Genomic DNA, 14,907 nt, shown 5'->3' on the forward strand with positions numbered 1-14,907 from the left:
ATTAAATAAACTGTATCGTTTTAAATGTCAGTATCATCAAAGTAAGAATACAGAAAACATAACAAAAGGTGTGAAATAATTGGTGAATATTGCAAAGAAAATATTGGTACTTTTTAATAAGAAAGAAAAAAAGAAATTATCTTTACTTTTTTTCATGATGATATTAGCGGCATTATTAGAAACGATTGGGATAGGTTTAATTGTTCCTTTCGTTGGAATAATAACAAATCCAAATATTATTCAAGAACAGGCAATCTTAAGCTTATTATTTGATACCTTAAATTTTCAATCTGTTACATCATTTATAATATTTGGAGTTATCGTGATGCTGTCTGTATTTATTGTAAAAAATTTATACCTCTTGTTATTCCATTATGCTCAATTTCGTTTAATCCTTAATCAACAAGTTAAGTTATCTAGAAAATTATTTAAAGAGTATTTAACGAAACCATATACTTTTCATTTGCAGCGAAATACAGCAGACCTTTTAAGAAATGTAAATCATGAAGTATCGAAAGTATTTCAAGGTATTCTCCTATCCAGTTTCCAACTTCTTACGGAGATTTTAGTTGTTATCTGCATTTTAGTACTCTTGTTTGTTACGGCTCCTTTAGCTACTTTAACAGCTTCTGTCATTTTAGGCGGAAGTGTTTTTTTATTTTTTAAGTTTTTTCGAAAGAAAATTAGTTATTTAGGTAAAGAGCAACAAAGAGTGAGCGGTACAATGATCAAATGGGTTAACCAGGGGCTCGGAGCAAGCAAAGAAGTGAAGGTTTCAGGTAAAGAAAGTTTTTTTGTTAATGCCTACACCAAGCATAGTCAAATTAATGCAAATAATAGCCGTTATATGAAAATGCTTGAACAAGTTCCAAGGCTGTTCATTGAAACTTTATTGGTGTCATTAGTACTTCTAATGATGCTTATAATCATTTTACAAGGGAACAGCTCTACCCAAGTTGTTTCTACAATGGCCCTATTTGCTATGGCTGCATTTCGTCTTCTTCCCTCTATTACCCGCGTTGTAGCAATGGTTACGACGATCCGTTACAATTTACCAGCATTAACAGTTATATATGAAGACTTGGTCAATAATGCTTCAAACGAACAAATGAACAATAGCTCTTCTATAATTATAAAAGAAGAAAATAGAACGTTTAAACATTCAATCAACCTTAAAAATGTAAGTTTTTGTTATCCTGGTCAGAAGCAAAGGGCAATTAATGATATTTCTTTAACTATACCTATTGGTCAATCCGTAGCTTTTGTTGGCGAATCAGGATCTGGAAAAACTACACTCGTGGATATCATCCTTGGGTTATTAAGTCCTCAAGATGGTCAGCTTTTAATTGACGATAAACCTTTAATTGAACAGAAATCAAAATGGCAGAAAAAAATCGGCTATATTCCACAGACAATTTTTTTGTCTGATGAAACGATCCGAGGTAATGTTGCATTTGGATATGATAAGTCACAAATTAGTGATAAAGAAGTGTGGAGGGCTCTAGATCAAGCACAGCTAAAAGAGTTTGTAAAATCTTTGCCTGATATGTTAGATACACAGGTAGGTGAGAGAGGAGTAAGACTATCCGGAGGTCAACGTCAACGGATTGGAATTGCACGCGCATTATACCATAATCCTGAGGTTTTGTTTATGGATGAAGCGACTTCAGCACTGGATACAGAAACAGAAACAGAAATCATGAAAGCCATTGATGGATTAAAAGGCGACAAAACGTTAATTATCGTTGCTCACCGGTTAAGTACAATTGAGAATTGTAACATAGTATTTGATATTAGTGGAGGAACTCTACTGTCAACAAATATAAGATATGAAAAACAATCATCCTAATTTTCCTAACTCTAATAGGGAATAAAATATTTGGTGAAGACAAGGGGGATGAAAATGAAGAAAGAAGATATTTGTTTTATAGAAGTCGAATCATCTCTTTATGTAAACAAAGATATTAGGATAAAAAAATTATTTCCCATGTTATTAAAGTATGCCAAACCATTTACCTTATTCGAGAGAAAAACAAGGAGTAATATTGTTAACGCGCTTCCTAGGTTTATATTAAGAGTTATTAGAATTATCCAGTTTACTTTTTTGTTCTATAAACAAAGAAATAGATTAAAAAATAATAATTTAATACCTTCAATTTATAGTAGTTGTAAAGGGATATGTCTACTGAAATTACGTCAAGGAGAGTATAAGGTTTTTAATTTTAAGGAAAAAAAAGTTACAACGATCTTTCCACAAAAATTAGACTGTCAGAAAGTCAATGATAGAGTTGACAGTATATTAGAGAGTAATCTTTGCCCATTATCCCCTGAAGTATTACATTTCAGCAAGCGGAAACGCATGTTAGTCGAAGATTATGTAAATTCAGGAAGACCAGAGTTTACCAAAGGTGAGGTAACAAAATACAATTCTCTAACATTTCCTATACTAATAAGTATAATGAATTCAACACAACCGAGGGTTATTTATTTGGAGGAATATAAATCTCATATATTGCAAACCATTAAAAGTTACCTTAGTGAAAATACAAATGATAATAATCAAAAACATAATGCTTTGATTAAAAACTTTGTATTTGATACAGAAAAGAGACTACGTACTTATTCTGATAATACGCGGATTATTGAGGTGTTCTCACACGGGGATTTTTGGGAAGGCAATATACTCATTGATAAGAAGGAATTTAAGGTAATAGATTGGACAACAACGAACTTTAGGAGTTGTTTTTTTGACTTCTTCTTTTCGTTCTTTATGTTTGCTTTAACAAGTCATAATTATAGTAATCGGAATAATCAAATAATCATTTTTTTAAAAAGGAATATTGAAAATAGTTTTAAAAAGTTCAGTGAAGAATTAAGTAAAAATTCACCTTTGGAGAGTCAAAGTTTTATTGTGAGTAGCAATTTATACCGTAATCTATTTTACCTTGAGGTCCTTGCATTAAAACTAAATACAAATTTACAAGAAAAACCAATAACAGAGTGTGTATTATGGATTAAGCGATTCAAAAACTTTGAAAAACACACTTCCACAAAAGACACTACCCTAAAAAGGAGGAGTGTCTTTTCTTGAAAGATAAGAAAGAATAAGCCGGCAGCTACCTTCACGATGCTCGTTGATTTTCTATAGTAACAAAATGAGGGGGTTAATTCATGAAAATACTAGTAACTGGCGGTGCAGGCTATATCGGCACACACACATGTGTGGAATTATTGAATGCAGGGCATGAAATTGTTGTAGTTGATAACTTTTCAAATAGCAAACTTGTAGCGCTTGAGAGAGTAAGAGAGATTACCGGTAAATTATTTGAAGTCTGTGAAACAGATTTAAAAGACGGAAAAACCTTAGGAAGAGTTTTTTCTGAGAATCAGATTGATGCCGTCATTCATTTTGCTGGATTGAAAGCTGTTGGTGAATCGGTTTCCTTACCTCTGCGCTATTATCAAAACAATGTGGCTGGAACATTAACATTGTGTGAGGTAATGGATAAGTTTAACGTTCGTAATCTTGTATTCAGTTCTTCTGCTACCGTTTACGGTCAAAATAATCAGACACCCTTTCGTGAAAACCTTTCTTTAAATGGAACAAATCCTTATGGAAGGTCTAAGCTCATGATTGAGGACATCTTACAGGACCTACACTCATCTAATCCCGAATGGAGTATCGCGTTGCTTCGTTACTTTAACCCAGTTGGGGCTCATAGGAGTGGTAAAATCGGTGAAGACCCAAACGGCATTCCAAACAACCTTATGCCGTACATCAGTCAAGTGGCAGTTGGTAAATTAAATGAACTGCAAGTTTATGGGGACGATTATGAAACGAAGGATGGTACTGGGATTCGTGATTATATCCATGTGGTTGACCTTGCCGTAGGGCACTTAAAAGCGATAGAAAAAGTGATACTAGATAATGGAATAGAGGCCTATAATTTAGGGACCGGATCGGGATACAGTGTAATGGAATTGACTCAAGTATTTGAAAACGTTAGTGGCCAAAAGATTCCATACAAAGTAGTAAAAAGAAGAGCAGGTGATGTTGCTGAAAGCTATGCGGATGTATCAAAGGCAAAAAGAGAGCTAAATTGGCAGGCAAAAAAAGGGATAGTTGAAATGTGTATAGATACATGGCACTGGCAATCAAAGAACCCAAATGGATATAAATGTACAGAAGAAGCGGGGGCATTTAAAAATTAAGCTAATTAAGAATACTTAACTTTTTTTATTTTTTCCATTTGGGGTCTTACTAATTTAATTACTAAACTACATTTCCAGATGCATCTACCCAAACTGCAGAATCACCTTTGCAAGTCCAAGTTACAGAACCATCAACTGTTGTTTCGTCAAGTGTAGTACTAAAATTGGGTTTTATATTATTTGTAGTACCTGCGGTAGTACATTCGTGTATTTTCCCATTTTCTAATACTAAATACCCTAATCTATATGCTTTATTTCGAACTGAAGGTTCGTTAGTAAATAAGCTTGTGCTCCCAGTACTTTTTACAAAGATTGGCTTACCTAAAGTGGTATCAAAATAATTCATACCCTCTTTCAATTTTTTTTGAGGTCTTAATGTAGAGCTTCCCAATTCATAGGTATCACCAATAATGTAAGGAATGGAACCAATACCTTCAATTTGGTTGTTATCGTAAACTGTTGGTTCAACAGTTAGTTTCCAATCAAAACGAACAGGTCTAACATTAGTTGATGTACCTTTAAAAAGGTTATCTTTAAAAATGGTGTATGCCATGTTTAATCCACTAGAGTTAAAAAAAGCACCAGAAGTTGCAGATTCTGCATTAAAAGTACAATGAGTTATATTTACTCTCGCAGCAGCAGTAATGCTAATAAAATCGACAGAATTACTCAATACATCTATATTACAATTATTTAATTCAAGAATAGATAGAGGACTATTAAATGTAATGAATCTCGACGATACAGTAAAGTTACATTCCTTAAAAGTGAGTTTTCTTTCAGCTGCATTCACTGTAGTAAGGGCTGCAGGTGAATCAAATATACAATTTTTATAAATATTCCAAAAAGAGCCATTTAGTGTAGGGTTAATAAAAGTTGAATCCTCAATCACGCTACCATCTGTAGCAAGAATTGTATGCCCACTATTTTCTCGACCCGATATTATAACATTTTGTATTTTGGCAATGTTATTACGACTAGATAACGATCCACTTTTGTACTTGTTTATATCGTTATAAAAACTACATCCAATAATACTGATAGCGAATGGTTCACTTTGATTTAAGACAACGCTGGAATTAGTAAAAACACAACCGGTTATTAGAATATTCTTTCCTCTATTTGTATCACCAAATAAAAACCTGGAATCATGTGAATGGTTATTTATAAATATTACATCACTAGCAGTTATACTACCACCAGATTGTTTAAAGCTATTACTGTTCACAGTCCAAAACTTTCCTGAACCTCCGAAGTTTGATTCAAATGAATTATTTGAGACGGTTATATAATAGGCTCCAATTATTATTACGTCGTTTATGCCATGCCCATAACATTTATTTCCGATAATATAGAAGTTTTGATTTGTTCTATATCCATCTTCAATATCAATAGCGCCCCCCACATAACCAGTATTATGGTGGATGCTATTATTTAATATATAGAAGAATCTCGTGCCAGAGGCCGCTATCCCGACTCTTCGGTTATACATCACTTCACAATTCTCTAGATAAACAAACTCTGGTCTAGGTTCTGCCCGGACTTCAAATGCTATATTAGAGATCGTGTTTTGTTTTAAAACAAAGTGCATTGTTTCAGCATTTAAAGGTCTATCTACTTCTTGATACCAAGTTTTGTTTTCAGCAACCGAAATAAACTCATTATTATTATTATAAAAATATATATCAAACATCTCAGTATTAATACCAGGTAGGCTTCCGTAACCATTGCCAGTTAACATAAATTTGCCATCATTATTCGTCACTCTAAAATGGGCTACATTAAAAGGAGTTTTAGATCTGATCGTTGTTGTAGAATCAATTTTTAAACCATCAGCTTTACTAATTCCACCTAATTCAAAGTCACTCTCTTTTGGATATAACCAAACATCATAGTTATACTCACTAAACAGACCGTCTCCAATTGCATCTCTTATAATACAATTATTTATCTTAATAAATTTGCAGTGTCCCTTTAATGTGATACAGTGGCCCCATTCATGAGTACCTCCAGATGAAAAATCATGTTCATATCTATCACCTATAAATTCCCCATTTGTAATGGTGATATGATGTGTTTTTTTAGTAGAATCTGTGGAGCCAATTCTCATAATGGAATAACTTTCTTTATCATTAGGTTCCATATAAACTTTAGAACCATTGAAATCATAGTACGTATTACTTTGAGGTATAATACTTTGTGTATGTGATATTAAATACTCGCCTTTAGGTAAGATGACATGAGAATAGCCTGATTCATAGGCCCATATAAATGCATTATTTAGCCCATTAACAGTAGCAATTGGGTCTGTTTTGTTATTTTTAATGCCCCAACGCTCTAGCTCAACAAAATAAATTCCACTAATTGAATCACTGAGTAACCGTGGCTGCCATTTTCCATCTTCGTACTTTAGGGTATTCCCATCTACCGGTTGCTGAGTATTTGTATCTACGTCACTTAGATTATCTAAACGATTTGAACCAATGGCAGATAATGCTTTGGAAACAAACTTACCGCTTGTCTCATCGTAGGAAAATATATCATCATGATATTTTACGGTAGTGTCCAAGTCTAAAATGTCAGCTGTTGAATGATTATGGGTAATGGTTGATGCAGCTTTATGAATGCTATTTTCTTTTAGTTCATTAATGGCAGTAACTATGTTAGTTTTATCAGTAGTAGTAAGATCTGATAATTGACCAATTTCCTCTTTTTTTGAAATTTCAATATTTCCGTGATCGGAACCAATAAATAATTCACCAGTATCGGTACAAAAACAAAATTCCCCAACATCTAACGTTTTTAAATCAGCTTTTAAACTCTTTTTAATTTGTATTTTATTTACCATTTTAAAATCGACCTCCGACAGTCTTTATTTTTTATAACTCCTAATAAACAGCCAATAAAATAAAGTATATTACTTTCAAATCTGCCTACCATTTTTATAAAGAATTCATATTACTATTTATACTATTTTCAAATTATTCAAGGGATTGGACTTTTTATTAAAAATAATTCATACAACATGATAAAAATGTTTATTGAGACTAATTAAATACACCATTTTCAATTGACAATCTCCAAATAAATTGATAACATATATTTATGGTGTTCGTTATAAAGAACGGTCAATATGGAGTGTTATGTTCTTTACTAAGAACAAAAGAATAAAGTATGTGTAGGAGGAGACTATGAGCGCTATATATGGGATTTATAACGCAAACCAACAACCTGTATCGCTGGACCAAATTGATCATATATTGAGTGCTTTAAAATTTCCAACTAACGATGTACAAATATGGCATAAAGATAATACCTTTTTAGGATGTCACTCGCAGTGGATTACACCTGAGTCCATTGGTGAAAAGAATCCCTATTACGATTACGAAAGAAAGTTATCCATCACGGCAGACGCAATTATCGATAACAGGGAAGAATTATTTTGCAAATTGAACATAGACCACGAAATGCAAGCAATGTCGGATAGTCAATTAATTTTACTATCATACTCAAAGTGGGGAGAAGATTGTCCTAAACACTTAATTGGTGATTTTGCATTTATGATATCGGATGAAAAAGAACAAAAGCTATTTGGAGCTAGGGATTTTTCGGGTACTCGGACCCTTTATTTTTACCACGATCATTTCCGGACGGCTTTTAGTACAACAATAAAGCCACTCATCGCATTACCATTTATTAAGGAACAACTAAATGAATACTGGCTTGCCGAGTATCTGGCAATCTCAGGACCAGTTGACTCTGTAGATGCATCTTTAACTCCATATAAAAATATAGAACAAATACCTCCATCACATATTTTTATTGCGAATAGTAAAGGTGTGAGATTAAATAAATATATTTCATTTACACAAGAAGAGAGGTTAAACCTAAAGTCAGGCGAAGAATATGTCGAAGCATTCCAAGATGTATTTCAAAAATCGGTGAATGCACGATTAAGAACATACCGTAAAGTCGGATCTCATTTAAGTGGTGGATTAGACTCAGGAGCAGTAGCAAGTTTTGCTGCAAAAACCTTAAACACTAAAAACAAACAATTACTTACATATAGTTATATCCCACCAAAGGATTTTAAAGATTACACTTCAAAACGGTTAATTCCAGATGAAACTCCATTTATAAAATCAACCGTTCGGTATATTACTGGTATTAAAGACTCTTATTTAGATTTTGAAGGAGAAAATTCTTTTTCACAAATCGATAGTTTCATAGATATGCTTGAAATGCCTTATAAGTATTTTGAAAACTCGTTTTGGATAAAAGGTGTATTTGAAAAAGCGAGTGATAATGGAGTTGGTGTTCTGTTAGATGGCGGCAGGGGGAACTTCTCTATTTCATGGGGGCATGCCCTGGACTATTATGCTGTTTTGTTAAGGAAGCTAAAGTTTAAAAAACTTTTTCAGGAACTGGACCAATACAGCAAAAACGTAGGTGGTCCGAGATTGCGAAGGATTCCTGTTCTCATGAAAATAGCATTTCCAAGTTTAAAAAAGCTCAATTCAAACGGACCAGCTTATAGGTACCCAACGTTAATTAATTCTGCATTTGCAGAGAAAACAAAAGTGTATAAAAAAATAAGTCACTATGGGTTAGATAAAACCGGGTGGTTTACTATTAATAACCTATTCGAACAAAGGAAAAGACATTTTAACGATGTTTTTCATTGGAATTCGACCAATACCCTAACAGCAAAATTATCTTTACGCTATTCATTAGCAAAGCGTGATCCTACCAATGATTTACGGGTCATTCGCTTTTGTTTATCTGTTCCTGAAGAACAGTTTGTACAAAGAGGGGTTGACAGGGCACTTATTAGAAGATCAACAAAAAATTACCTGCCAGACAAAGTAAGGTTAAATCAAAGAACAAGAGGTGTTCAGGGAGCAGACTGGGTGCATCGAATGTCCCCATATTGGGACGCCTTTATCGAAGAAATCAAAAACTTGGTTACTGACGATCGAATTTTACAATTTATCGATGGCCAAGTACTAAAGGATGCATATTCTAAGGCTATTGAGGGAGCAAAGCCTGAGAAGGCAACAGATCCTAATTACAGGATTTTAATGCGTAGTTTAATTGTATCTCGTTTTATTAAAAGGTTTTCTTGAGAGGAGGTGAAACTATGAAAGAGTGGCAGAAACCAGTACTCGAAGAACTTAGTATTGATAAGACAATGGCAAATCCAGATAGTGGTGATTATTTAGATCAAACATACGAGGATGGGACTCACAGAGACGATTTAACTTGGAGTTAAAAATCAAGTGAAAGTGGCTGAATGTTAATCAATGATTTGTAAGTAGTTAGATCGAAGGAATCCATGGTCGGCAGCCCCTTTGTATCTATATGCAAAGGGGTTATTTTAGTATTGATTAGCTGAAATTCATGATGATTTTTATTGACATCTTTAGGTAGTAATGCTAAATTAAAGTCAATTACATTGTTCTTTATAAAGAATTTTATAGTGAAAACGACATCGGATTTTATTTTTACCTTTCTTGTTCTTTATAACGCACTTTTGTGTAAAAAATGTCTGAAGATCCAAGGGGGTCACATGGGGGCAATTACTGGTATTATTCATTTTAATAAAGAACTTATTCCTTACGATCATTCAAAAACACTAATAGAAAGCTTTAATCGATACCCGGCGGATGCTCTCCACTCTTGGCAAAAAGGACCCGTATTTATGGGATGCCTTAACCAATGGATCACACCTGAGTCAGTGGGTGAACAATTACCTTATTATGATTATGAAAGACAGTTAGTTATTGCGGCTGATGCCATTATTGACAATCGAAAAGAATTGTTTGAGAGTTTACAAGTTAACCGTAAATATAGAAAAGACATGACGGATTCTCAGTTGATCCTACTTGCTTACGAAAAGTGGGGAGAGAATGTAGCTAAACAGCTTCTAGGTGATTTTGCTTTCATGATTTGGGATGAAAAACAGCAAAAACTTTTTGGTGCAAGGGATTTCTCTGGAGCTCGTACTCTTTATTTTTTTCGTAACCATAACCGGTTTGCCTTCTCAACAACAATTGAACCATTATTTAAACTACCGTACGTAAAAAAGCAATTAAATGAAGATTGGCTCGCTCAATTTATTGCTATTCCCAGTATGGTTGAAGCAGCAGATATGGTCTCAACTGTTTATCAATCAGTTCAACAAGTACCTCCTTCTCACAGCATTACACTTATCGATGGTCGAATCACTCTCTCTAGATATTGCGCAATTGAGGTTAATAGTAAGTTAAAGCTTAAATCAAATGAAGAATATGAAGAAGCTTTTCGCGAAGTTTTTCAAAGAGCGATTACCGATAGAATTAGAACTCATGGAGAAGTGGGGTCTCATTTAAGCGGTGGATTAGATTCTGGTTCTGTTGTTAGTTTTGCTGCAAAAGAATTACAAAAAGAGAATAAACGATTACACACGTTTAGTTACATTCCAGAAGAGAGTTTTAAAGATTGGACATCATCTTATTATAATGCAAACGAAAGACCATTAATAAAAAAAACCGTCGCTCACGTTGGGAATATAAATGAGCAATATTTGAGCTTCGAGGGAAAGAATCCGCTATCTGAAGTAGATGACTTCCTCGAAATAATGGAAATGCCGTATAAATTCTTCGAGAATTCTTTTTGGCTAAAAGGGATCAATGAAGAAGCGCATCGCAAAGGCATTAAGATTCTCTTAAATGGAGCGAGAGGGAATCACTCTATTTCTTGGGGATCTTTGAAGTTAACGTACAATTACTATACTAATCTGCTAAAAAAATTTAAATGGGTTCGCTTATATCGTGAATTAGATGATTATTGTAAAAACTTTAATACAGGAAAATCAGTTGTCATTCCGTTCATTGTAAAAAGGGCTTTCCGGTCTCATTTTCGACCACAGAATAGCTCTTATCAATTTCCGATGGTTATTAATCCATCATTTGCAAGGCAGACGAATGTTTTTGAAATCCTTTACGAATATGGAGTAAAGGTAAATGAAAATTCCATAGCTAACTTATCCGATTATAGAATGAAGTATTTCAAAGATCTTTTTGCTTGGAACAAAAGTGGAGTTGTTGGAACGAAAATGTCTTTACGGTATTCAATGTGGGATCGCGATCCTACAAACGATTTAAGAGTGATACGTTTCTGTTTATCTATACCAGATGAACAATATGTCAATCAGGGTTTAGAAAGATCATTTATCAGAAGAGCTACTAAAAATGTTCTTCCTGATGAAGTAAGGTTAAATCAAAGGAGCCGAGGCATACAAGGAGCGGATGTCATACATCGAATGGCTAGTAGCTGGACTTCATTTAAAGAGGAATTAGGTCAAATGTGTTATGACCATAGGGCAGCTGAATTTCTAAACATAAAAGTCATTAAAAACGCTATTTCGAAAATGGGCCACCACCCTCGGCCTGAATTAATATTTGAAGATGAATTTAAAATTTTAACACGCAGCTTAATCGTGTTTCGGTTTCTTAAGGGTATTGGCTGAGAGGGGGTGAAAAGGTGAAAAAGACGTGGTCCAAACCTGTATTAGATATTCTAGATATTAGTATGACGATGAATGGTCCTGGAAATGCAAATGCTGATTGTTTTGATGTTGATGATGGGAAAGAGGAAACTCATGAAGGCCGATCAAACGCAAGCTGTTTAGGTAGTTAACAAGAAAAACCCTTGTACTTTCAAAAAGTATAAGGGTTAATTTACAAGAAAGGACCACATAACAGATGACAGATACTGTTAAAATAACTGTTTATAGCGCGTTCGGACTTAACGTCTCAAGTGAATATCATTTACCAGAGTTACCACAATCAAAATTAGAAAATCATCTTGCCGATATTATCATAAAACAAAGTGATCTCACTGCTATTTGGACAGAATTAGCAAAACCGAACCAGTACTTTGTTATCAAAGAAACCCTCGTCCTGTTTCAAATTCCTGAAATGGCTATTTTTTCAATTCAGAATGGTAATGAAATTTTGGTATCCCCACTACAAGAAGCCAATGAAGATCAAATTCGTCTTTATCTCCTTGGTACCTGTATGGGAGCCATTCTAATGCAAAGAAAAATCCTTCCTTTACACGGTAGCGCGATAGCGATTGGGCGTAAGGCGTATGCTATTGTGGGAGAATCCGGTGCTGGTAAGTCTACGCTTGCTTCTGCTTTTTTAAAAAAAGGATTTAGTCTTATCAGTGATGACGTCATTCCGGTGACCTTATCAAAAGATGGGCTGCCTCTTGTCACCCCGGCATATCCTCAACAGAAGCTTTGGCAGGAGAGTTTGGAGTCGTTTGGTATGGATTCCAAAGGATTTACTCCAATAGTCGACAGGGAAACTAAGTTCGCGGTGCCAATTCCTTCACAGTTCGAGATTAAAACTCTACCTTTAGCTGGTGTATTTGAACTTGTAAAAACAGAAAATCATGAAATTGAATTAACGCCTGTATACAAACTTGAACGCTTTCACACTTTGTATAGACACACTTACCGTAATTTCATAGTTTCTAAGTCGGGGTTAATGGAGTGGCATTTTAATACCTCAGTGAATATTGCGAATAAAATCGAGCTTTTTAGACTTGAGAGGCCCGTTACTCGGTTTACAGCTCACGATCTATCCTCACTAATTTTATCAACAATAACAAGGGGGAGAACTTATGACAGTGAAACAATCGATTTCTCTTAACCATTATGTGACTCAAAAACCAGGAAATATTGTAAGTGATATGGACGGAGAAAAAGTCATGCTTAGTGTTGAGAATGGAAAGTATTACAACTTGGGACTTATGGGCGGTGAAATTTGGGACTTTATGAATGAGCCTATCTTAATTGGAGAGGTCATTAACGGATTGCTTGCACAATACGATGTTGAGGATTCTGTGTGTCAAGAGCAAGTCTTATCCTTCTTAGAAATGTTACGCAAAGAAGAATTGATTGAACTGACGGAAACGCAGGCTTGACTATTTTTTAATATTCCGAATCATGTTGAAAGAGGTGTGAAATATTCGAAAGGTAAAGACTTTTATAAAATTGCCTACATCGACAAAGTTAATGCTTTTTGAAGCGTATTACTATTTAGGGTGGGCACGTGTATTAAAAAAATTACCTTTTTCAAAAGTTGCTCCTACTTTAGGTATCGAAAAAAAAGAAACACCATTAGCGTTTAATCAATCAGATAAAGAGACGGCTCATCGCGTTTCTCTAGTGATTCATATTATGAGTCGCTACACACTATGGGAGAGCCAATGTCTTGTTAAGGCTATTGCTGGCATGAAAATGCTCGAAAAGCGCAATATTGATAGCACTCTCTATTTAGGAACAGCTAAAGATGAGAGTGGTAAGTTTGTTGCTCACGCTTGGTTGCGTAGTGGACCTTATTTTATTTCTGGTTCTGAAGGCATGGAAAAATTCACGGTAGTTGCAAAATACGCCAAAAGTATGAACAGAGTAAATGTACAAGGAGAAACGTATGGCTAACAAACCTGTGCTTGATTTAAAAAATGTACCTCAAGAATTGAAGCTCATTATTGAGTTAATGAAGGAAGGGAATGAAGAGTACCTTAAAGAAAATAGTGAAGTTCTCACAAGTGGGGTCAATTGGAATCATTTTATTGACTTAGTTTTTCACCATCGCCTTCACCCACTCATGAATGCAAAATTAAAATTACTTGATAAACATAATATTCCTGCTGCCGTTTTTACGTCGATGAATGTGGCGTACAAAAAAAATACTTTTCAAATGCTTCACCTAAGTGCGGAGATGCAAAGAGTGAATCAAATCTTTGATGATAATCAAATAAGGTTATTATTTCTAAAAGGGCCAGTGCTAGCTCAAGAGCTATATGGTGACATTTCTCTGCGAACATCGAGTGATTTAGATTTTCTCGTTCCAATTGAAGATTTAGAAGCTTCTGAGGCACTTCTTTCAAAGCTTGGATATGAAAAGGATGACTACATCCAAACCGTGTTAAGTGACTGGAGATGGCGACACCATCACGTTACATATATTCATCCAGTAAAAGGAATTAAGCTTGAAATTCACTGGCGTTTACACCCAGGGCCAGGTGCAGAACAAACCTTTGATGAACTGTGGAAACGGAAAATCCAAAGTACACCTACAGCTCATCCTGTTTACTTATTAGGAAAGGAAGATTTATTTTTATTCCTAACCGCACACGGTGCTCGTCATGGCTGGTCTCGTCTTCGGTGGTTGATTGATATTCATCAGCTTGTTGTGCAAGGGCTTGAGTGGACAAAGATTCATAATTTATTAAAAAGATATCATATTGTTCAAATCGGCGGTCAAGCTATCATTTTGTCTACAGAGCTATTGAACGCACGTGTGCCAAAAGAAGTGAACAAACGATTCCGCACGGACCGTACAAAGAAGTTAGCTCAAGCCGCCATATATTATTTAGAAAGTATGATTCATTTGCACAGTGAACCGTTACCAGAAGAAGTATCAGAGTATCATAAGCGTCATTTGTTCTCTTTAATGTCTTTTAAACAAAAAGCTCTTTTTATTTTAAGTTTCATGTATCCATATCCAGAAGATGCAAAAACTCTTCCATTACCAAAATCACTACATTTTTTATACTTTCCATTACGTCCGTTTTTGTGGGCTTGGAGGAAGTTGAAGAGGACGAGAAAACATGCTTTACCCTAGGGGGGATTTAGTC

12 protein-coding genes are annotated in these 14,907 nt (G+C 34.7%); 11 read left to right on the plus strand and 1 reads right to left on the minus strand.

The genetic code is table 11. The features are described 5' to 3' along the window. Positions 1-82: 82 nt before the first annotated feature. The 3 genes from CDZ94_RS03140 to galE all read left to right on the plus strand — a co-directional run bounded on the left by CDZ94_RS03140 (position 83) and on the right by galE (position 4,212). Entirely contained in the window at positions 83-1,849 is a 1,767-nt protein-coding gene (locus CDZ94_RS03140; protein ID WP_245415770.1) for an ABC transporter ATP-binding protein, read from the plus strand. A 54-nt stretch (positions 1,850-1,903) separates the two neighbouring features. Beyond that, positions 1,904-3,091: a protein kinase family protein gene (locus tag CDZ94_RS03145; protein ID WP_096435079.1), complete on the plus strand. Its 1,188-nt coding sequence runs from the start codon at positions 1,904-1,906 to the stop codon at positions 3,089-3,091. 80 nt (positions 3,092-3,171) lie between these two features. Next, positions 3,172-4,212: a UDP-glucose 4-epimerase GalE gene (gene galE / locus CDZ94_RS03150; protein ID WP_096435080.1), complete on the plus strand. Its 1,041-nt coding sequence runs from the start codon at positions 3,172-3,174 to the stop codon at positions 4,210-4,212. Between the two features lie 61 nt (positions 4,213-4,273). Here the strand turns inward: galE and CDZ94_RS03155 are convergent, their stop codons facing one another. Next, complete coding sequence (locus CDZ94_RS03155) at positions 4,274-7,060, minus strand: hyaluronate lyase N-terminal domain-containing protein (RefSeq protein ID WP_096435081.1); 2,787 nt, start codon at positions 7,058-7,060, stop codon at positions 4,274-4,276. A gap of 343 nt (positions 7,061-7,403) precedes the next feature. Between CDZ94_RS03155 and CDZ94_RS03160 the strand changes: the two genes are divergently transcribed. The 8 genes from CDZ94_RS03160 (at position 7,404) to CDZ94_RS03185 (ending at position 14,894) form a co-directional block, all read left to right on the plus strand. Continuing rightward, on the plus strand, positions 7,404-9,338 hold the full coding sequence (locus tag CDZ94_RS03160) for a lasso peptide isopeptide bond-forming cyclase (RefSeq protein WP_096435082.1): 1,935 nt from the start codon (positions 7,404-7,406) through the stop codon (positions 9,336-9,338). A gap of 14 nt (positions 9,339-9,352) precedes the next feature. After that, positions 9,353-9,484, plus strand: coding sequence for a paeninodin family lasso peptide (locus tag CDZ94_RS21025; RefSeq protein ID WP_106408545.1), 132 nt, complete (start codon positions 9,353-9,355; stop codon positions 9,482-9,484). 297 nt (positions 9,485-9,781) lie between these two features. Continuing rightward, on the plus strand, positions 9,782-11,722 hold the full coding sequence (locus CDZ94_RS03165; protein WP_096435083.1) for an asparagine synthase-related protein: 1,941 nt from the start codon (positions 9,782-9,784) through the stop codon (positions 11,720-11,722). 14 nt (positions 11,723-11,736) lie between these two features. Then, the gene (locus CDZ94_RS21030) at positions 11,737-11,892 is read left to right on the plus strand and encodes a paeninodin family lasso peptide (protein ID WP_106408546.1); all 156 of its coding nucleotides are present in this window, start codon (positions 11,737-11,739) and stop codon (positions 11,890-11,892) included. A gap of 65 nt (positions 11,893-11,957) precedes the next feature. After that, positions 11,958-12,914 carry a phosphoenolpyruvate carboxykinase (ATP) gene (locus CDZ94_RS03170; RefSeq protein WP_096435084.1) on the plus strand — a complete coding sequence of 319 codons (957 nt, stop codon included), beginning with the start codon at positions 11,958-11,960 and terminating at the stop codon, positions 12,912-12,914. Next, the gene (locus CDZ94_RS03175) at positions 12,886-13,188 is read left to right on the plus strand and encodes a lasso peptide biosynthesis PqqD family chaperone (protein ID WP_096435085.1); all 303 of its coding nucleotides are present in this window, start codon (positions 12,886-12,888) and stop codon (positions 13,186-13,188) included. Before CDZ94_RS03170 ends, CDZ94_RS03175 begins: the two co-directional genes overlap by 29 nt. Positions 13,189-13,279: 91 nt before the next feature. Further along, positions 13,280-13,705 carry a lasso peptide biosynthesis B2 protein gene (locus CDZ94_RS03180; RefSeq protein WP_096440553.1) on the plus strand — a complete coding sequence of 142 codons (426 nt, stop codon included), beginning with the start codon at positions 13,280-13,282 and terminating at the stop codon, positions 13,703-13,705. Then, positions 13,698-14,894 (plus strand): nucleotidyltransferase domain-containing protein, encoded by a 1,197-nt coding sequence (locus tag CDZ94_RS03185; protein ID WP_096435086.1) that lies wholly within the window; start codon positions 13,698-13,700, stop codon positions 14,892-14,894. Before CDZ94_RS03180 ends, CDZ94_RS03185 begins: the two co-directional genes overlap by 8 nt. Positions 14,895-14,907: the final 13 nt, after the last annotated feature.

The organism is Alteribacter populi (assembly GCF_002352765.1).
GTDB classification, from domain to species: domain Bacteria; phylum Bacillota; class Bacilli; order Bacillales; family Salisediminibacteriaceae; genus Alteribacter; species Alteribacter populi.

Bases quoted from the DNA above. Each gene is read 5' to 3' on its own strand.
- galE (WP_096435080.1), top strand. From the start codon at position 3,172: ATGAAAATACTAGTAACTGGCGGTGCAGGCTATATCGGCACACACACA.
- CDZ94_RS03175 (WP_096435085.1), top strand. From the start codon at position 12,886: ATGACAGTGAAACAATCGATTTCTCTTAACCATTATGTGACTCAAAAA.
- CDZ94_RS03155 (WP_096435081.1), bottom strand. From the start codon at position 7,060: ATGGTAAATAAAATACAAATTAAAAAGAGTTTAAAAGCTGATTTAAAA.
- CDZ94_RS03160 (WP_096435082.1), top strand. From the start codon at position 7,404: ATGAGCGCTATATATGGGATTTATAACGCAAACCAACAACCTGTATCG.
- CDZ94_RS03145 (WP_096435079.1), top strand. From the start codon at position 1,904: ATGAAGAAAGAAGATATTTGTTTTATAGAAGTCGAATCATCTCTTTAT.
- CDZ94_RS03180 (WP_096440553.1), top strand. From the start codon at position 13,280: ATGCTTTTTGAAGCGTATTACTATTTAGGGTGGGCACGTGTATTAAAA.
- CDZ94_RS03170 (WP_096435084.1), top strand. From the start codon at position 11,958: ATGACAGATACTGTTAAAATAACTGTTTATAGCGCGTTCGGACTTAAC.
- CDZ94_RS03185 (WP_096435086.1), top strand. From the start codon at position 13,698: ATGGCTAACAAACCTGTGCTTGATTTAAAAAATGTACCTCAAGAATTG.
- CDZ94_RS21025 (WP_106408545.1), top strand. From the start codon at position 9,353: ATGAAAGAGTGGCAGAAACCAGTACTCGAAGAACTTAGTATTGATAAG.
- CDZ94_RS03165 (WP_096435083.1), top strand. From the start codon at position 9,782: ATGGGGGCAATTACTGGTATTATTCATTTTAATAAAGAACTTATTCCT.